Source organism: Blastococcus litoris (genome assembly GCF_003075095.1).
GTDB lineage: Bacteria > Actinomycetota > Actinomycetes > Mycobacteriales > Geodermatophilaceae > Blastococcus_B > Blastococcus_B litoris.
Window position 1 is genome coordinate 222,622 of record NZ_QCZF01000002.1, and the last position, 18,517, is coordinate 241,138.

General features: G+C 73.5%; 16 protein-coding genes. 9 read left to right on the forward strand and 7 right to left on the reverse strand.

Features of this window, described 5'->3' with window-relative positions; all coding sequences use genetic code 11:
- Positions 1 to 340: 340 nt before the first annotated feature.
- The 6 genes from uvrB to DCS98_RS05600 all read left to right on the forward strand — a co-directional run bounded on the left by uvrB (position 341) and on the right by DCS98_RS05600 (position 7,796).
- Positions 341 to 2,470: an excinuclease ABC subunit UvrB gene (uvrB, locus tag DCS98_RS05575; RefSeq protein ID WP_116450368.1), complete on the forward strand. Its 2,130-nt coding sequence runs from the start codon at positions 341 to 343 to the stop codon at positions 2,468 to 2,470.
- Positions 2,471 to 2,545: 75 nt separating this feature from the next.
- Positions 2,546 to 2,887 carry an MmcQ/YjbR family DNA-binding protein gene (locus tag DCS98_RS05580; RefSeq protein ID WP_116450369.1) on the forward strand — a complete coding sequence of 114 codons (342 nt, stop codon included), beginning with the start codon at positions 2,546 to 2,548 and terminating at the stop codon, positions 2,885 to 2,887.
- Positions 2,888 to 3,150: 263 nt separating this feature from the next.
- Entirely contained in the window at positions 3,151 to 4,281 is a 1,131-nt protein-coding gene (locus DCS98_RS05585; protein WP_116450370.1) for a TerC family protein, read from the forward strand.
- Between the two features lie 118 nt (positions 4,282 to 4,399).
- A complete protein-coding gene (locus DCS98_RS05590; protein ID WP_116450371.1) occupies positions 4,400 to 5,494 on the forward strand; it encodes a TerC family protein in 1,095 nt (364 codons plus the stop codon).
- Between the two features lie 49 nt (positions 5,495 to 5,543).
- The gene (locus tag DCS98_RS05595) at positions 5,544 to 7,598 is read left to right on the forward strand and encodes a S9 family peptidase (RefSeq protein ID WP_116450372.1); all 2,055 of its coding nucleotides are present in this window, start codon (positions 5,544 to 5,546) and stop codon (positions 7,596 to 7,598) included.
- Positions 7,599 to 7,607: 9 nt separating this feature from the next.
- Positions 7,608 to 7,796 carry a hypothetical protein gene (locus DCS98_RS05600; RefSeq protein ID WP_116450373.1) on the forward strand — a complete coding sequence of 63 codons (189 nt, stop codon included), beginning with the start codon at positions 7,608 to 7,610 and terminating at the stop codon, positions 7,794 to 7,796.
- Positions 7,797 to 7,841: 45 nt separating this feature from the next.
- Here DCS98_RS05600 and DCS98_RS05605 read toward each other — a convergent pair whose 3' ends face one another.
- From DCS98_RS05605 to DCS98_RS23555, 5 genes are all read right to left on the reverse strand, one after another.
- Complete coding sequence (locus DCS98_RS05605; protein WP_206340113.1) at positions 7,842 to 9,548, reverse strand: M20/M25/M40 family metallo-hydrolase; 1,707 nt, start codon at positions 9,546 to 9,548, stop codon at positions 7,842 to 7,844.
- A 248-nt stretch (positions 9,549 to 9,796) separates the two neighbouring features.
- Positions 9,797 to 10,036, reverse strand: a complete 240-nt coding sequence (locus DCS98_RS05610; protein ID WP_116450374.1) for a hypothetical protein — start codon at positions 10,034 to 10,036, stop codon at positions 9,797 to 9,799.
- Between the two features lie 112 nt (positions 10,037 to 10,148).
- A complete protein-coding gene (locus DCS98_RS05615; protein WP_116450375.1) occupies positions 10,149 to 11,288 on the reverse strand; it encodes an AI-2E family transporter in 1,140 nt (379 codons plus the stop codon).
- A 62-nt stretch (positions 11,289 to 11,350) separates the two neighbouring features.
- Positions 11,351 to 11,845, reverse strand: coding sequence for an RDD family protein (locus tag DCS98_RS23550; protein WP_241037221.1), 495 nt, complete (start codon positions 11,843 to 11,845; stop codon positions 11,351 to 11,353).
- A complete protein-coding gene (locus DCS98_RS23555) occupies positions 11,835 to 12,875 on the reverse strand; it encodes a hypothetical protein (RefSeq protein ID WP_241037223.1) in 1,041 nt (346 codons plus the stop codon). The genes DCS98_RS23550 and DCS98_RS23555 overlap by 11 nt, the downstream gene beginning before the upstream one ends.
- 210 nt (positions 12,876 to 13,085) lie before the next feature.
- Here DCS98_RS23555 and DCS98_RS05625 point away from each other — a divergent pair, with 210 nt between their 5' ends.
- Positions 13,086 to 15,806: a winged helix-turn-helix domain-containing protein gene (locus tag DCS98_RS05625; protein WP_116450377.1), complete on the forward strand. Its 2,721-nt coding sequence runs from the start codon at positions 13,086 to 13,088 to the stop codon at positions 15,804 to 15,806.
- Between the two features lie 94 nt (positions 15,807 to 15,900).
- Positions 15,901 to 16,245 (forward strand): hypothetical protein, encoded by a 345-nt coding sequence (locus DCS98_RS05630; protein ID WP_116450378.1) that lies wholly within the window; start codon positions 15,901 to 15,903, stop codon positions 16,243 to 16,245.
- On the opposite strand, the gene DCS98_RS05635 is transcribed toward DCS98_RS05630, so the two are convergent.
- Positions 16,242 to 17,117: a YhjD/YihY/BrkB family envelope integrity protein gene (locus DCS98_RS05635; RefSeq protein ID WP_116450379.1), complete on the reverse strand. Its 876-nt coding sequence runs from the start codon at positions 17,115 to 17,117 to the stop codon at positions 16,242 to 16,244. The genes DCS98_RS05630 and DCS98_RS05635 overlap by 4 nt on opposite strands.
- A 241-nt stretch (positions 17,118 to 17,358) precedes the next feature.
- Between DCS98_RS05635 and DCS98_RS05640 the strand changes: the two genes are divergently transcribed.
- Positions 17,359 to 17,808: a DUF7144 family membrane protein gene (locus DCS98_RS05640; protein WP_116450380.1), complete on the forward strand. Its 450-nt coding sequence runs from the start codon at positions 17,359 to 17,361 to the stop codon at positions 17,806 to 17,808.
- Positions 17,809 to 17,880: 72 nt separating this feature from the next.
- Here the strand turns inward: DCS98_RS05640 and DCS98_RS05645 are convergent, their stop codons facing one another.
- On the reverse strand, positions 17,881 to 18,465 hold the full coding sequence (locus tag DCS98_RS05645) for an Rv1733c family protein (protein WP_116450381.1): 585 nt from the start codon (positions 18,463 to 18,465) through the stop codon (positions 17,881 to 17,883).
- Positions 18,466 to 18,517 lie beyond the last annotated feature (52 nt).

Genomic DNA, 18,517 nt, shown 5'->3' on the forward strand with positions numbered 1-18,517 from the left:
GTCCTGCCGCTCCGGGCAGCGGGGACGACGACGCCCCCCGTGGCGCGGCCGCGGGGGGCGTCGTGCGCAGGCTCCGGGACCGCGGCGGGCTGCCAGGGACCGGGCGGCGCGGTGGGCGACCCCGGGGGCCGGACACCGTCATCCCGGGGTCCGACCTCGCCCGGCGGGAGCCGGGTGGCGCTGGTCCCCGGTCTGGAACCGCTCCTGCGACCAGGCACGCTAGGGGCGCGTCACCGTCGAGGACAAGTATCAGTCGCGTCCCGTTCTCCCCGGGTTCACCAGTCGGCCCACCCGCTCGCTCGGACCCGTTCTGTCACACCCGCGTCGTACCGTCTCTCCCGTGCGCGCGACCACCGACATCCGGCCGACCCAGGGCAAGTTCCGGGTCGTCAGCGAGTTCGAGCCCTCCGGCGACCAGCCGGCGGCGATCAAGGCCCTCGCCGAGAAGGTGAACTCGGGGGAGAAGGACGTCGTCCTGCTGGGTGCCACCGGCACCGGGAAGTCGGCGACGACGGCCTGGCTGGTCGAGCAGGTGCAGCGGCCGACGCTGGTGATGGCGCCGAACAAGACCCTGGCGGCGCAGCTGGCCAACGAGTTCCGCGAGCTGCTGCCGAACAACGCGGTCGAGTACTTCGTCTCGTACTACGACTACTACCAGCCCGAGGCGTACGTCCCGCAGACCGACACCTACATCGAGAAGGACTCCTCGATCAACGAGGAGGTCGAGCGGCTGCGGCACTCGGCGACGCAGGCGCTGCTCACCCGGCGCGACGTCGTGGTGGTCGCCACCGTGTCCTGCATCTACGGCCTGGGCACCCCGCAGGAGTACGTCGACCGGGCGCTGAAGATCTCGGTGGGAGAGGAGCGCGACCGCGACGAGCTGCTCCGCACGCTGGTCACCGAGCAGTACACCCGCAACGACCTGTCGTTCACCCGCGGCACGTTCCGGGTGCGGGGCGACACCATCGAGGTCTTCCCGGTGTACGAGGAGCTCGCCGTCCGGATCGAGATGTTCGGCGACGAGGTGGAGCGGCTCTACTACCTGCACCCGCTGACCGGCGAGGTCGTGCGCGAGGTCCAGGAGCTGTTCGTCTTCCCGGCGACCCACTACGTGGCCGGCCCCGACCGCATGGAGCGGGCGATCAGGGGCATCGAGGCCGAGCTCGAGCAGCGGCTGGCCGAGCTGGAGCGGCAGGGCAAGCTGCTGGAGGCCCAGCGGCTGCGCATGCGCACCACCTACGACATCGAGATGATGCGCCAGGTCGGGTTCTGCTCGGGCATCGAGAACTACTCGCGGCACATCGACGGGCGCGCGCCCGGCAGCGCCGGCGCCTGCCTCATCGACTACTTCCCCGAGGACTTCCTGCTGGTCATCGACGAGTCGCACGTGACGGTGCCGCAGATCGGCGGCATGTACGAGGGCGACATGAGCCGCAAGCGGACGCTGGTCGAGCACGGGTTCCGGCTGCCGTCGGCGATGGACAACCGGCCGCTGAAGTGGGAGGAGTTCACCGACCGCATCGGGCAGACGGTCTACCTGTCGGCGACGCCGGGCAACTACGAGCTCGGTCGCACCGGCGGTGAGTTCGTGGAGCAGGTCATCCGGCCCACCGGGCTTGTCGACCCCGAGGTGGTCGTCAAGCCGACCAAGGGGCAGATCGACGACCTGGTGCACGAGATCCGGATCCGCACGGAGAAGGACGAGCGGATCCTGGTCACCACGCTGACCAAGAAGATGGCCGAGGACCTCACCGACTACCTGCTCGAGCTGGGCATCAAGGTGCGGTACCTGCACTCCGAGGTCGACACCCTGCGCCGCGTGGAACTGCTGCGCGAGCTGCGGCAGGGCGAGTACGACGTGCTGGTGGGCATCAACCTGCTCCGCGAAGGTCTCGACCTGCCCGAGGTGTCGCTGGTGGCCATCCTCGACGCGGACAAGGAGGGGTTCCTCCGCTCGGGCACCTCGCTGATCCAGACGATCGGCCGCGCCGCCCGGAACGTCTCCGGCCAGGTGCACATGTACGCGGACAAGATCACACCGTCGATGGCCCAGGCGATCGAAGAGACCAACCGGCGTCGCGAGAAGCAGATCGCCTACAACACCGAGCGCGGCGTCGACCCGCAGCCGCTGCGGAAGAAGATCGTCGACATCCTCGACGGCATCTACCGCGAGGCGGAGGACTCCGAGTCGGCCGAGCTCATCGGCGGCTCCGGCCGGCAGCAGTCGCGCGGCAAGGCGCCGGTCCCGGGTCTGTCGTCGAAGAACAAGGCCGGGTCGGCCAAGGGCAAGGCGGGCTCGATCGACGTCCAGGGCCTGCCGCGCAACGAGCTGGCGGACCTCATCACGCAGATGAACGAGCAGATGCTGGCGGCCGCGCGCGAGCTGCAGTTCGAGGTCGCCGCCCGGCTGCGCGACGAGCTGAGCGAGCTGAAGAAGGAGCTCCGCCAGTTCGACGCCGCGCACGCGTGACCGGGCGGCCGTCCTGCGGACGGTCGTACGCCACCGTGCACGCCGCCCACCGCGACAGGACGTGAGGAGCCGCCCGTGGACCGGGACGAGCTGGTCGCCTACTGCCTCGCCAAGCCGGGGGCGGAGGAGACCTACCCCTGGGGCGAGGAGGAATTGGTCGCCAAGGTCGGCGGCAAGGGCTTCGCCTTCATCGGCGCCACCACGGTCAGCGTCAAGTGCGGCCGCGACGCCGCAGAGGCAGGGGAGTGGCGCGACCGCTACCCCGGCGCGGTGACGACGAGCCACTACGTGGGCCGGTACGGCTGGAACTCCGTCGACTTCACCGGCCCGGTGCCCGACGACGACGTCCACGAGCTGGTCGACGCCTCGTACGACGCGGCGGTCGCCGCACTGCCGAAGAGCCGCCGCCCCGCCTGAGCCGGATGTGACGCAGGTCTCCGGCCGACGCCGCGGGTCCGGGAACTCGGGCCGCCCAGCTGTCGTTGCACCGGACGGACCACACGGAGTGCGGGCGGTGACGCGCGCCGTCATCCGGGCGGTCCGTGGAGGGGAGTATCCCCACGCGGCAGGGCCGTCAGTACGAGATCCCGTGATCTCCGGTCCCGTCGGTCACCGGCCCCGGCCGGTGGCGGGAGAGACCTCCGGTACTGACTGCTGCCAGTGACCGGAGGCATTGCCGTATGGACGTCCCCTTCTGGGTGTGGGCTCTCACGATCGGTCTGATCGTCGGGATGCTCGTCTTCGACCTCGTCGGCCACGTGCGGACCCCGCACGCGCCGACCCTGCGCGAGTCCGCCATCTGGTCGAGCGTCTACGTCGCCATCGCGATCGTGTTCGGCCTGCTGATCTTCTGGTTCTACGGGGCCCAGTTCGGCGGCGAGTACTTCGCCGGCTACATCACCGAGAAGAGCCTGTCGATCGACAACCTCTTCGTGTTCGTGCTGATCATGGCCAGCTTCTCCGTGCCACGGGAGCTGCAGCAGAAGGTGCTGCTCTACGGCATCACGTTCGCGCTGATCCTGCGCACCGTCTTCATCCTCATCGGCGCCGCAGCCATCGAGAACTTCAGCTGGGTCTTCTACCTCTTCGGCGCGATCCTGATCTACACCGCCTGGGCGCAGGCGCGCAGCGGCGGGCACGGCGAGGAGGAGGACTTCACGGAGAACATCCTCCTCCGTGGCGCCCGCCGGGTCTTCCCGACCACCGACGAGTACCACTCGGACAAGATGGCGGTGCGGATCGACGGCAAGCGGTACATCACCCCGCTGGCCATCGCGCTCATCGCCATCGGCAGCGCCGACATCCTCTTCGCCGTCGACTCGATCCCGGCGATCTTCGGCCTGACCCAGGAGACCTACCTGGTCTTCGCGGCCAACGCGTTCTCGCTCCTGGGCCTGCGCCAGCTGTTCTTCCTCATCGACGGCCTGCTCGACCGGCTCGTCTACCTGTCCTACGGCCTCGCGGTCATCCTCGGGTTCATCGGCGTCAAGCTGGTCATCCACGCCCTGCACACCAACGAGCTGGGCTTCATCAACGGCGGCGAGCACGTCACCGTGATCCCCGAGATCCCGACCTGGCTGTCCCTGTCGGTCATCCTCGTGACCCTCCTCGTCACCACCGTGGCCAGCCTGGCGAAGAACCGGCGCGACCGGGCCGAGCACGTCGCGCCCGCCGGCAGCGGCGAGGTCCGCGACGGGACCCGGGCAGAGGCCCCGGCCCAGCCCCGGCCCGCGGCCGAGGGGGGCACCTCGCCGGGGCGGGATGCCGGCCCGGCTGTCGCCCCCACCGAGGACGAACCGCTGCACCGGTAGCACCGCTCCACCCCGTCGCCGCGGGGCCGGCGACGGCCCCGCGGCGACGCGCCACGACCGCCCGAGGGGTCCTGCCGGCGTCAGCGACGGCAGGACCCCGCCCGTAGAGTGAGGCCCCGTGGAGCTCCCCGTCTGGTTCGAGATCACGACGTTCGTGGGGCTGACCGTCCTGCTGCTCGCCGACCTCGCCATCGTCGCCCGCCGCCCGCACGAGCCCTCCGTCAAGGAGGCCAGCCTGTGGGTGAGCTTCTACGTCGGCCTCGCCCTGGTGTTCGGGCTCCTCCTGCTCACGTTCACCACCGGCCGGTTCGCGACGGAGTTCTACGCCGGCTGGCTGACCGAGTACTCGCTGTCGGTCGACAACCTCTTCGTCTTCGTGATCATCATGGCGCGCTTCCAGGTGCCCCGGAAGCTGCAGCAGGAGGCGCTGATGGTGGGCATCATCATCGCCCTGGTGCTGCGCGGGATCTTCATCCTGCTGGGCGCCGCGGTGATCGAGCGCTTCACCTGGGTCTTCTACATCTTCGGCGCCTTCCTCGTGTACACGGCGATCAACCTCGTGCGGCACCGCGGCGAGGACGAGGACTACGAGGAGAACGCCTTCATCCGGCGGATGCGCAAGGTCCTGCCGATCACCAAGGACTTCCACGGCGCGAAGATCCGGGTGACCGAGGGTGGCAAGAAGATGTGGACGCCGATGATCGTCGTCTTCCTCGCGCTCGGGACGACGGACCTGCTGTTCGCCCTCGACAGCATCCCGGCGATCTTCGGCCTCACCAAGGAGCCGTTCATCGTCTTCACGGCCAACGTCTTCGCCCTGATGGGTCTCCGCCAGCTGTACTTCCTGCTGGGCGGCCTCCTCAAGCGGCTGGTCTACCTGTCGATCGGCCTGGCCGTGATCCTCGCCTTCATCGGGGTGAAGCTGATCATGGAGGCGCTGCACACCAACGAGCTGCCGTTCATCAACGGCGGGGAGCACATCGACGCGGTGCCGGAGATCCCCATCTGGCTGTCGCTCACCATCATCCTCGGCGTCCTCGTGATCGCGACCGTCGCCAGCCTGCTCAAGACCCGCGGCCAGCTGGCCGACGCCGACGACGCCGTCGTCGACACCGCGACGGCCGAGTCGGTGCCCACCGGTGGCCCGGAGGCGGCCGCCGCCGCGGAGGCCCGGATCGCCGGCGAGCCGGACGAGGACCGCGCCCGCCGCTGAGCCCCGGGGGCAGGGCCGGCCGTCAGCCCGCTCGGCTAGCGTCGCGCCCATGCGGCCGACCGACCTCGCGCTCCTGCGCACGCCGGGCGTGCCGACCGTGTCGCCGGACGGCCGCATGGCGGTGGTCTCGGTGACCCGCCCCGACCTCGGGTCCGACGAGTACCGCGGCCAGCTCTGGGCGGTGCCGGCGGACGGGTCGGCTCCTGCGCGGCCGGTCACCTCCGGGCACCGCGACACCGCCCCGGCGTTCTCCCCGGACGGCCGCTGGCTGGCCTTCCTCAGCGCCGAGCCCGGCGGACGCCCCCAGATCTGGCTGCTGCCCACGGCCGGGGGAGAACCTCGCCGGCTCACCGACCACCACCTGGGTGCCGGCGCGCCCGTGTGGGCACCGGACTCGCGGCGGCTGGCGTACGTCGCGCGGGTGCCCGAGCACGGTCGGTACGGCACGGTCGCGGGCGTCGACCCCGCCGCCGAGCCGCCCCGGCTGATCACGACCCTGCAGTACCGGCTGGACGGCGTCGGCTTCCTGGCCGACCGCCGCAGCCAGGTGTTCGTGCTCGATCTCCCCGCCGACTTCACCGACGACACCGCCCCGCTGCCGGAGCCGGTCCAGGTGACGACGGGCGACGCTGACTGCGAGGACGTCACCTGGCGCCCGGACGGCGCGGAGCTGGCCTTCGTCTCGGCGCGTCACCCTCGCGCCGACCGCGACCTCGTCCGCGACGTCCACGTGATCGCCCCCGACGGCTCGGGGCTGCGCCGGGTCACCGACTCCCGCGGCGACTGCTCGCTCCCCGCGTGGGCGGGCGGCGAGCTGGTCGTCACCGCCGTCCCCGACCTGGGCCCCGAGGGTCTGGACTTCGTCGCGCGGCAGGCGGTGCCGTGCCGGGTGGGGTCCGGCGGAGAGCTCGTCCCCCTGCTCGACCCCGAGGAGCACCAGCGCGGCGACGAGACGCCGGCGACCGTGGTGACCGACGGTGCCGTCCTGGTCGGGGTCGAGCGCCGCGGCAGCGTGGAACTGCTGTCCGTGCCCCTCGACGGGAGCGCCCCCACCGCGCTGGTCGACGGTCCGTTCACCGTGCGCGGCTTCGCCGCCGGGGGCGGGGTGGTCGTGGCCGTCGTCGCGCACGACCGGTCCGCCGGTGAGCTGGTCGCCCTGACGCCCGGACGGCGCCGGCTGCTGACCTCGTTCGGCCGGGCGCTCGGCGAGACGGGCCGGGTCCACCGGATGCAGGAGCGGACGGCGGCGGCGCCGGACGGCCACCCCGTGCACGGCTGGGTGACCACCCCACCGGGCCCCGGCCCGCACCCGGTGCTGCTCACGATCCACGGCGGGCCGTTCGCGCAGTACGGCTGGACGTTGTTCGACGAGACGCAGACCTACGTCTCCGCCGGCTACGCCGTCGTCCAGTGCAACCCGCGCGGGTCGTCGGGCTACGGTGCCGCGCACGGTAGGGCCATCGAGGGCGCCTGGGGCGGGCTCGACGCCGACGACGTGCTCGCCTTCCTCGACGCCGCGCTCGAGGATCCGGCGCTCGACGCGGAGCGGGTGGGCGTCATGGGCGGCTCGTACGGCGGGTACCTCACCGCGCTGCTCATCGGCCGCACGACCCGGTTCGCCGCGGCCGTGGTCGAGCGCGCCTTCACCGACCCGGTCAGCTTCGTCGGGTCGTCGGACATCGGCTGGTACTTCCCGGACCGCTACCTGGGCACCGACCCGGCGCGGATCGGTGCGCAGAGCGCCCTGGCGGCCGCGCACGGGATCACCACGCCGACGCTGGTGATCCACTCCGAGGAGGACTGGCGCACCCCCGTCGAGCAGGGGGCGCGGCTCTACGTCGAGCTCAAGCGGCGCGACGTGCCCTCCGAGCTGCTGCTCTTCCCGGGGGAGGGCCACGAGCTGAGCCGGTCGGGTCGCCCGCGGCACCGGCTCGCCAGGTTCGAGCACGTCCTGCGCTGGTGGGCCCGCTGGCTGCCGACGACGGAGAACCCGGCGGGCGTCCACGAGCCCGCGCCGGCGGAGTCCTCCGCGGCGGCGGACGGTCACCCGCCGGCCGCGCGTGCCGCCCAGCCGCTGACGGTGCGCGCCGGCCGGGCCGGCTGACGCCGGGCGGTGCCCGGCGTCCTGGGCGGCCGGGCGCTGGGGCGCGCCACGCTCGCCCGGCGGCTGCCTGGAGCGGGTGGACGGGCCGGTCGCCGGAGCGCTGGACCGGTCGAACGGGACGACGTCGTGGAGGAGGGGGAGCGGCTGCTGTCCTTCCTGGCCCCGGACCGTGCGCACGACGTGCGCGTCGGGGGCTGACGCGGACGGGGCCGACCCGCAGGCCGGCCCCGTCACGTCGTGCCCTTACGCGGTGGCGTGGTGGGCGTGCAGCCCGCCGCCCCCGTCCTCGGCGAACGTGCCCTCCGGGCCGGCGGGTGCCGGCAGGACGACGGGCTTGCCCGGGACCTTCTTGCCCGGGACGCCGTTCACCGACTCCGTGGAGTACGCGAAGGTCAGCATCGCGAAGGCGATCAGGTCGCTGTTGACCTCGAGCGCCTCGGGGTCGATGTTCCCGATGCCGTCGCAGGCCTGGTGGTAGCACTGGTCGAACGCCTCGTCGGCGACACCACCCCAGATCGCCTGCTGCTCCGGCGTCTTGATCTCCTCGGCGCCGGTGAACAGCCCGCTCGACGGGATGCCCGCCAGGATGAACGCCTCGTAGTCGCTGCGACCGGAGAACTCGGTGTCGTCGTACGGCTCACCGATGGACGTGTAGTACGACTCGTAGAGGTCCTCGATGGCGGTCGACCCGTCGGGGATCGGGACCGGCGCCTCGAAGGTCGACTCGTCGGCGTCGTAGACCATCTGGATGTAGTTCGGCGAGCCGACCATGTCGTAGTTCATGTAGAGCGCGATGCGGTCGCGCTCCTGCTCCGACAGGCCCGCGACGTAGGCCGCCGAGCCGAGCAGGCCCTGCTCCTCGCCGGCCCACCAGCCGAAGCGGAGGGTGTTCTCCGGCTTCGTGTTGGCCATCATCAGCGCGGTCTCCAGGATCGCCGCCGACCCGGAGCCGTTGTCGTTGATCCCTGGTCCCTCGATGACGCTGTCGAGGTGGGCGCCGGCCATGACCACGTTGTCCGGGTTCTTGCCCGGCAGCTCGGCGATCACGTCGTAGTCGGTCCGCGTCTGCGCAGGCAGGACGTTGACGTACGCCGTCGAACCCTCGTCGGCGAGCGCGAGGCCGTCCTCGAAGCTCGCCCCGACCACGGGGATGCCGTGGGTGACGGGGTCGGGGAGCGCGGTGCCGGGGTCGGCCGGGTCGTCGACGCTGGTGGCGTCGGCGACGATCAGCTCCTCCCGGTCGGGAGTGTTGCCCTGGTTCATGATGACGACGGCCTCGGCGCCGGCCTGCTCGGCGAACTGCGCCTTCGTGCCGAAGAAGCAGGTGCCGCGCTGGACGAGGGCGATGTCGTCGTCACCGGACCAGTCGACGCCCTCGAAGTCGGCCGCCTCGCAGCCGCTGGTCGAGACCGCGTCCTCGCCCGTCTCGAGGTTGAAGTCGATGGCGTAGACGTTCCCCTCGACCTCGCCCGAGCCGCTGCCGGTGAAGACGCCCGTCTCGTACTCGGCCTCGGTGGGCGTGAGCTGGCGGAGGGTCGCCGGGAAGTTGAAGGTGATGTCGACCGGGGTCAGGGTGACGTCGTAGCCCGCGTCCTCGAGCAGGCCCGACACGTACTCGACGCTGTCGGCGTAGCCGAGGGTGCCGGCGGCGCGCGTGCCCGGGTAGACCGGGTCGCCGCTGTTGTCGGCGATCTTCTGGAACGCGTCGAGGTGCTCCATGACGCCGTCCAGCGTCACGCAGCCCAGGAGCTTGTCGTAGGAGTTGTTGTTCCGGTGGTCGCAGGCGTTGCCGCCGCCATGGCCTCCGCCAGGCCCACCGCCGTGACCCCCGCCGGGCTTGCCGCCGCCCCCGGCGACCGCCGCCGTGGCGGGCATCGCTACGGCGAGCAGCAGGGCCCCCGTCGTGACGGCCAGCGCGCGTCGCGCCGGCCCTGTCCGCAGATCGTGCATCCCGTTCCCCTTCGTCGCGCCCGGCGGAGTCGCCGGTGCTGGGCGGTTCCCGATTCCGGTGACGATGGTCGGACCGGAACTCCCGGACAACGCGATGAGTGAGGGATCGGTTACGGGCGAGCGGGGTAAGAGCGGAAGTTGCTCTCGCAACGACCCCGGCAGGACAGGCGAACTTCCCGTTACCCGGAGTACGAAAGCGGCGACTCACCGAAGTCGTCGGTTTCACGCTCCGCGATCGGGTGGATTCATCAGGTGAGCATCTGGAGGGTTTCGTGGGCGGTGGTCCCGACCGCCGGGGCGACCCGCGCGGCGTGGCGGTAGTCGAGCAGGGCGTCGAGGTGCTCCTCGGCACGGGAGCAGAGCTCGAGGTTGCGGCGGCTCCCCGAGCGCTCCGCGCGGGACCGTGCGGCACGCAGGTCCCAGAGCGCCTCGAGGATCATCCGGTCGAGGAGGGCGAACTCGCCCCGTGGCAGAGCCGGTGCACTCATGGCGAGCCTCCCGCCGGTGGTCGTGCCGGTCGTCCGACGTACCGGATCCAGCGTCGGCCCACCGAGCCGGCGCCGGCATCCTCCGGGGAGGACGACGCCGCACCGCCCGTGCTCAGCCGGTGGAGGCGACCCGGGGAGCGGGAGGTGCGTCCGGGGACGGCGGCGGCTCGGCCCGCTCCCGCCGGTCCCCTCCGGCGGCGCGACGGCGGGCGCCGGCCGTCCCCTCCAGCAGGATGCGGGCCCACTGCCGCTCCGGGTCCTGCCCGACGAGGACCGCGTGGACGAACAAGGTCAGCGGCACGGCGAGCAGCGCGCCCAACGGTCCCAGGACGGTGGTCCACACGATGACCGACAGGAAGGAGAGCGTGACGGAGAGCCCGACCGCGTCCCCGACGAACACCGGTTGCACGACCGACTGGATGACGAAGTTGGCCAGCGAGTAGACCAGCACCACGACGAGCGCGAGGCCCGGACCGCCCACCAGCAGCGCGAGCAGCGCCGGGGGCGCCAACCCCAGGAAGAACCCGATGTTGGGCACGTAGTTGGTGAGGAAGGACAGCAGTCCCCAGAGCAGCGGCAGCGGGATGCCGATGACGACCAGGGCCACGGTGTCGACGACGGCCACGACGGCACCGAAGACCGTCGTGACCACGACGTAGCGGCGGGTGTTGCGGGCGAACCCGCGGAGCGCTCCCCGGAGGCGCCAGGTGCCCGGCGCCTGCGCCAGGCGCGCCGGGAGCTCGGCACCCTCGGCGGTCATGAACAGCACGGTCGCCAGCACGAGGACCAGGGCGGCGATCCAGCCGCCGAAGCCGGCGAGCACGCCCTGCACCGCGGAGAGGACCGCCTCGGGGCCGACCGTCCGCAGGGCCGCCTCGACCTGCTCCGGGCCGATGCCCGCGCCGGCCAGCGTGGAGCGGGCGCCGTCCAGGAGGTCCGCCCACTCCTCCGAGTACTCGGGGAGGACCGTCGCCAGCCTGCCGAAGGAGAGGAACAGGGCGACCGCGAAGCCGATGAGCGCGCCCTCCAGCACGAACACCGTCACCGCGACGGCCAGACCCCGCCGCACACCCCGGCGCTGCAGGGCACCGGTCATCGGGTGCCCGACGACGCACAGGACGAAGGCGAGGACGACGGGTCCGAGGATCGGCGCAGCCGTGCGGAGGGCCCACGCCGCGCCGCCGGCGCCGGCGACGCCGAGCACCACGGTCAGCCACAGGGGCAGGGCACGGCCGACCGGGGTCGCGGGCATGCCGTCCAGCGTGCGGGGCCGGAGGAGGCCTGGCGTCCCCTCGGGAGGGTGACCGCCGGGACTCAGGCGTAGACGACGGAGGTGCGCAGCAGCGCGTCCTGCACGGATCGGTTCTCGCCGCTGACCAGCACCCAGAGGAGCCCGACGGGGAAGACGGTGCACAGCCCCGCCCGGATCGCGCTCCGCGCCCAGCGCAGCCGCGCCCCCCGGTCGTCGCAGACCTGGAGACCGAGCAACCGGTCCCCGTAGGTGGCGCCGGCGACGGCCCAGGTGACCGTGAAGTACAGCGCCTGGATGCCCAGCCCGATGAGGAGGAACGCCCCCGCCGGCACCACGGGGAAGGAGAAGCTGGTGGGCCCGATGAGGAAGCGGACCGCCGCCACGCCGAGGTACCCCCCGGCCAGGAGGGCGAGGACGACGCCGACGTCCACGACGTTGGCCAGGGACCTGGTCACCAGCCCCGCGCGCGTGCCCACGACCGCGGACGGCAGCCGGGTGGACGGCGTCGGACCCGAGTCGTGCCACGGGTACGCGGGCTGCCGCTCGTCAGTGGTCACGGGAGGCCCCCCGACCTGCGGCGGGTCCGCCGTCGGCGGTCGCCGTCCGGCGGCTCTGGCGGTGCAGGAGGCGGTCCACCATCCGCTCGACCGCGCGGTCGGCGTCCGCGCCCTGCTCGCGGACGCTGCGCGCCATCTCGGAGGTGACCGAGCCGGTCGAGGTGCGCAGCAGGCCGGGCAGGTCGATCTCCTGCACGATGTAGCGGGCGAGACCGACGAGGTCGGTGCGCGCGATGACACGATCGACGTCCACCCGGTCCACGGCCCGGTCGAGGTCGACGCCGGCCACGACGGCATCGAGGTCGACACGGTCGACGATCCGGACGACGTCGACCCGGTCGACCAGGGCGTCGAGGTCGATGCGGGCGGCGATCGCGTCCAGGTCGATCCGGTCGAGCACGGCGTCGATGTCCACCTTCGCGACCACGTCGTCGACGTCCACCCGGTCGATGACGCGGGCGACGTCGACCCGGTCGACCAGGGCGTCGAGGTCGATGCGGGCGGCGATCGCGTCCAGGTCGATCCGGTCGAGCACGGCGTCGATGTCCACCTTCGCGACCACGTCGTCGACGTCCACCCGGTCGACGACGGCTGCGACGTCGAGCTGGTCGGCCAGGCGGTCGAGGTCGACGAACTCGCGCACGATCGCCGGGACGTCGAGCCTGGCCAGGACGGCGCGGACGACGGCCGGGACCAGTTCGTCGGCCGCGGTGGACACGGCGTCGGCCGCCGCGGACACCGGCCGGATCAGGGCGCGCGCCACCGACGCGTGGACCCCGCGCGCCAGACCCCACGCGTCCCGGGTGGTCGGGAGCCGCGGGTGGGGCCGGCGACGGAGAGCCCGCTCCGCGGCGTACCGACCCAGGGCGCCCGCGACGGAGAGGACGGCGAAGGCGCCGTTCACCGTGTCCTCCACGACGCCGCTGTCCACCAGCGCCAGGCGGGACCGGGCAGAGGCGGCCCGGTGGGGGACGACGGCCTCGACGCGCGGCACGGCGAACAGCCGGGGGTCCTCCGGGTTCACGGCCACCGTGGACCGACCTCCGCTGCGCGGCACATCCGTCCTCCCGGGTTCCGATCCTCGGACCAGCATCGGGGCGTGGTGCGGGCCGCCCACTCATCCGGAGCGGATGAGTCGCCGTGCGGGGCGGGCGACCGATCCTCGTCCGCGGGCCGGTACCGGGCCGGCGGGAGGAAGAACTCGGAGCGGGCGGGTGCCGCTCCCGTCCTGGGGGAGCACATGAGGGTTCCGACGGCCGCGGACGCGGTCACGGCGCACGGCGCGGCCGTGGCCAGGCACGTCGAGGAGCGGCCGTACCGGCCCCAGGACCGCCGCGGAGCGGCGATCCTCACGTCGAAGCTGGTGCCACCGGAGCCCGCGCACGCGACCGTCGCGCGGCCGCGGCTGGGAACGCTCGTGGACCGGCACGTCCAGCACTCGCCCGTGACCCTGCTCAGCGGTCCCGCCGGTTCGGGCAAGACGGTGCTGGCGGCGCAGTGGCATGCCGGCCAGAGCGCGGCCCGCCCCGTCGGCTGGCTGTCCCTCGACCAGTACGACGACGACCCCGCCACCTTCTGGACCTATGTGCTGGAGACGGTGTCCCGCGCCGGCGTCCCGGTGACAGCGGTGCCGGAGCTGGTGCCCGGGGAGCCCCTGCCGGGCCGGCTGGTCGCCGGTCTCGCCGCCGACATCAGCGCCTCCTCCCGTCCGGTCGTCCTGGTCCTGGACGACGCCGACTCCCTGACCGACCGCTCCATCACGAGCGGGCTCGACCTGCTGGTCCGCAACGCCGGGCACCGGCTCCGCCTGGTTCTCTGCGGCCGGGCGGACCCTCTGCTCCCGCTGCACCGCTACCGGCTGGACGGCGTCCTGGCCGAGATCCGGACCGACGAGCTCGCGTTCACGCCGGAGGAGACCCGGGAGCTGTTCTCGGCGCTCGGCGCGCCGGTGACGGAGGAGGTCGCGCGGGGCCTCGCGGCCGAGACGCGTGGCTGGGCGGTCGGGCTGCGGCTGGCCGCCGCCCCCCTGAAGCAGGGCGTGGCGCCCGAGGACCTCTACACCTCGCTGGCCCGCGACGACGGGAGCGTCGCGCAGTACCTGTTCGAGGAGGTCTTCAAGGACCAGCCGGCGGGCATCCGGCGCATCCTGGAGCGCATCAGCGTGACCGACGAGCTGTGGCCCGACCTGGTGGAGCGGCTCTGCGGCCGTCCGAACGTGCGGCGTGTCCTCACCGGGCTGGTGCACGCCAACGCGTTCGTCGAGGCGTCCCCCGGAGTCCCGGGTGGGTTCCGCATCCACCCCCTGTTCCAGGAGATGCTCCAGGCGCAGCTGATCTACGACCACCCGGGCGAACTGGCCGGCCTGCACCGGACCTGCGCCCGCTGGTACGCCGACCGGCACGACACCACGACGGCGCTCGACCACGCGGTGGCCGCATCGGACTGGGCGCTCGTGGCGCGCCTCCTGGTCGACGACCTCTGGGTACCGCGCGTCCTGGCGCACGGGACCGATCACGTGCCGGGTGGGCTGCGCCCCGTGCCGGCGGACGTGCCGGGCGCCGCGGCCGCGGTCGTCCGGACGGTCGCGGCAGTGGCGGGGGGCTCCCGCCCGTCACCGGCCGACGTCGCCGTCGCGGCGGGCGTCCGGGACAGCGGTGAGCGGATCGAGCTGCGGCTCTCCGCGGGCCTGGCCGGCCTGGTCGCCGGGGCGGACGCGGGCCGCCCCCCGTCCGCGCTCCTCGCGGACGTGGACGCCGTGGCTGCCCTCGTCGCGCAGCTGCCCGAGGACCAGGCGCAGGTCCGGCGCGAGTGCGCGGCGGTGCTGGGACACCAGCGGGCCATGGCGGTGGCCGCCACCGACGTCGCCGTCGACCAGCTGCTGGTGGTGCTGCGTGCGGCCGTGACGGCGGCGCAGGGCGCCGGTGCCCGGCGTCTCCGGGCGCGTGCCGCGGGGCTCCTCGCCCTGGTCGAGGCCGTGACCGGCCACCTCACCCGCGCCGGCCAGCTCGCCGGGTCGGCCGAGGCGTTCGCGGCCGAGGAAGGCGCCGAGGGCGCGAGGCGCGAATCGGCCCCCGCCCTGGCACTGGCCTGGACCCACCTGCGCCGGTACGAGCTCGTCGAGGCTCGGGACTGGCTGGTCCGGGTCCGCGAGCGCACGCCGGGCGGTTCCTCCCGGCTCCCCGGGGTCGAGGCGCTGCACGCCGTGCTCCTCGCCCAGCAGCTGCGGCTGCGGCACGAGCACGAGGCGGCGGAGCAGGCCCTGCGCCCCTTCGCGGAGGCGGACGGGCTGCCGCGGTGGCTGCGCGAGCAGGTCGTTCCCGAGGCGGTCCGGCTGCAGGTCGCCCGCGGCCGTACCGCCGAGGCGCTGCGGCTCCTGGACCGCGCCGGTCCGGGCGAGCGCTGGGCGGCCCGCCTGCGGGTGACGGTGGCGCTGGTCACCGGGGCCCCCGTCCCGGAGCTCCTGCCGCCCGCCGGTCCCGGGGCCGTGCCGGCCGATGCTGTGGAGACCTCCGTTCTCATGGCCTGCCAGCACCTCGAGGCGGGGCGGCTGACCACCGCCGTGGACGAGCTCGGTGCCGCGCTGGACCTGGCCCGCCCGGAGCTGCAGCGGTGGCCCTTCGTCGACACCCCGCCGCAGGCTCGCCGCCTGCTGCGGACCCAGCAACGGCTGCACGGGCCCGGAGCCTGGCTGAGCCCGTCGAGCGGAGCACGTCCGAAGCCGGGGACGGCGCCCGCCGCGCGGCCCGCGGTCACTGCGCCGCTGGTCCAGGACCTGAGCGACCGGGAGCTGGAGGTGCTGCGCTACCTGGCCGAGATGCTCTCCACCGCGGAGATCGCCGCGGCGATGTTCATCTCGGTGAACACGGTCCGCACCCACATCCGCAGCATCCTGCGCAAGCTGTCGGTGGGCCGGCGCAACCAGGCGGTCCGCAAGGCCCGGGAGCGCGGGCTCCTCGGGTGAGCGCGGTCATGCGCGGCGGAGGAGGCGCCCCGGACGGGGGACCGGCAGCCTCGGCGAGGACGGCGACCAACGCGAGCACGGAGGTCCATGGGACATGGAGGCGGTCGGAACCCGGTTCGAGGTACGGGTGGGAACTCTCGTCAACCCGGCGATCCTCGCCGCGTTCCGGCTCCCGCTGAGCCGGGTCGCGGTGCCGCGCAACACGCTGCGCCGGCTCCGGATCACCGCCGACCACGACGTGCCGGCCGTGCTCTCCCGGTTGATCGAGAGCGACGTCGAGGTCCTCGAGATCCGTCGCTGCACCATCCCCTCGGCCCGGGCCGACACCACCGAGCCGGCCCCGCGCACACCGCCCCCGGTCCCGGCGGGCACCGACGGCGCCGCCGGCGTCGTCCTGCCGTTCCGGGGCCGGTCCGGCGACCGCCGGCGGCCCCGCTAACCCCCGGAGCTGCCGGTCCTGCGGGTGTGCAGGAGGTGACCCACGACCGCTCCGCCCAGCAGCACCGTGCTGAACCAGGTGAGCCAGGACATCAGCACGAAGACGACGCCGATCGGGCCGTAGCGGTCGGCGTTCCACACGATCGCGCGGGACAGGTACACGCTCGTGACGACGCCGAACGCGGCGATGGCGGCCGCGGTCACGAGCGCCCCGGGCAGGAGCGAGGACCGGGGCACCCGCCCCGCGAGCAGGAAGCCCTGCATCCACCAGACCCACGTGAGGAGGAGCGGGGAGCACAGCCCGGCGGTGAGCAGCGCGCCGGCCACCCCGCCCGCGATGCTGCCGACCCAGGCGACCACGACGACGACGGCGAGCATCGAACCCAGCCAGACCAGCGGTCGCCACAGCTGGCGCCAGCCGAGCGGGGGGAGTCCCCAGACGGCCTGGTAGAAGCGCTGCAGCTCGGCCGGCCAGGCGTAGGCGGCCAGCACGGTGAAGACCGCCCCGACCGCGGACGTCGCCGTGCGCACGGTCCGGTCGGTGCCGAAGAGGGCCCGGACGGAGGCGCGCGCCTCTTCGGACAACGCCATGTGGTGGGCCATCCGGTCGGCCAGCCCGTGGTCGCTGCCCAGGGGGAGGACGGCGGCGAGGCTGATCAGCGCCGGCACGAACAGCACCATGCCGAGCGCGCTGAAGACCAGGGCGTGGTGCGAGATGCCCAGGTCGCGCATCCGCGTCTGCACCGAGCCGAGCGTCCCGGCGCGTGCGCGGTCCGCGGCGGTCGCCGCCAGCTCGCGCGAGCGCGCCAGCCGCGCGGCGACCCGCTGGGTGGCCCCCGTGCGCGCACCCCTGGTCGGTCCGGCAGGTGCCATGCGCGAGCCTCCTCTCCCCACCGGGCGCAGGGTCGAGTGAACCGGCGCCGGCGCCCCTGTTGATCCCCCCTCGCGGGGGAACGGAGCCCTCCGCCCGGGCCCGCGCTCATGCGCTGCGGACGATGCCGTCTCCCTGCCGCGGTCCCACGCTGCTGACGCACATCCCTGCACGAACTCGACGGCGCACCCCGTGGACGAGCGGCGACCCGGGCGCCGAGGCCGGATCTAGGAGGACAGGCACATGACGGACACCTCGCACCGAAGGATCACCGAGACCGACACCCGGTACGACGACGAGCTCTCGGGGTGGACCGGGTGGGTCGTCTTCGGCGGCGTCATGCTGATCATGCTCGGCGCGTTCCAGGTCATCGAGGGCCTCGTGGCCCTGTTCGACGACGGCTTCTACCTCGTCCGGTCGAGCGGGCTGGTGGTCGACGTGGACTACAACACCTGGGGCTGGATCCACATGGGCATCGGCGTCGTCGGCATCCTCGTCGGCCTCGGCCTGCTGACCGGCAACATGGCCGCCCGCATCTTCGGGGTGGGCATCGCGTTCCTGAGCGCGCTGGTCAACCTGGCGTTCATCTCGGCCTACCCGATCTGGTCGACCATCCTGATCGTCCTCGACGTCCTCGTGATCTTCGCGATCGTCGTCCACGGGCGCGAGATGAAGGGCACCTACGTCCGCTGACGCGGTTCCGGTGGGCAGGGGCGTCCGGCCGGACGCCCCTGCCCACCGCGCTGCCCGGCCCCGGACGGGGTGTCAGAGCGAGCGGGACGTCCACCCCGGTCCGACCGACGCCCACTCCCGCGCCCACCGGCGGTCCCGGTACCGGTCCAGCCCGGCGCACAGGACCACGTAGCACGCGCCGGCACCCAGCGGGACCACGAGCAGGGTCGACGCCCCGACGGCCGCCGCCGTGACGGGGATGGTCGCGGGGTCCCGGGGGGCGCGGGCCGGCTCGCCGCCCGCGTCGAGCCACACGTGCACGGGCGAGCCGGCGGGGGCTCCCGGCGCGGCCACCACGTCCCCGCGCCGCTCCCTGCCGTCCCGGTCGGTCCAGACGGCGGGCACCCGGGGTGGCCGCGGGTCCGCCTGCCCGAAGTCGCCGGCACCGCCGACGGACCGGGGTGGCGGCGCCTCCGCGAGCAGCACCGCGGTGGCCCGGGTGCGGGACGCCGCCTCGGCCGCGGCAACCTCGTCGAGGTGGGAGCCGGTCGCCGTGGCGGCCGCCACGGCGAGGGGTGGGGAGCCGAGGACGGAGAGAACGACCACCACGCGGCCCACGACCTGGATCCGGTCGGAGCGCCGCTTCAGCGGACCCGAGCCGAGGCCGAAGCGGCGCACGCACCGGCGGACCCTGCCCACCTCGCCTCTGCCGCGCGCCGGGTCCGTCCCG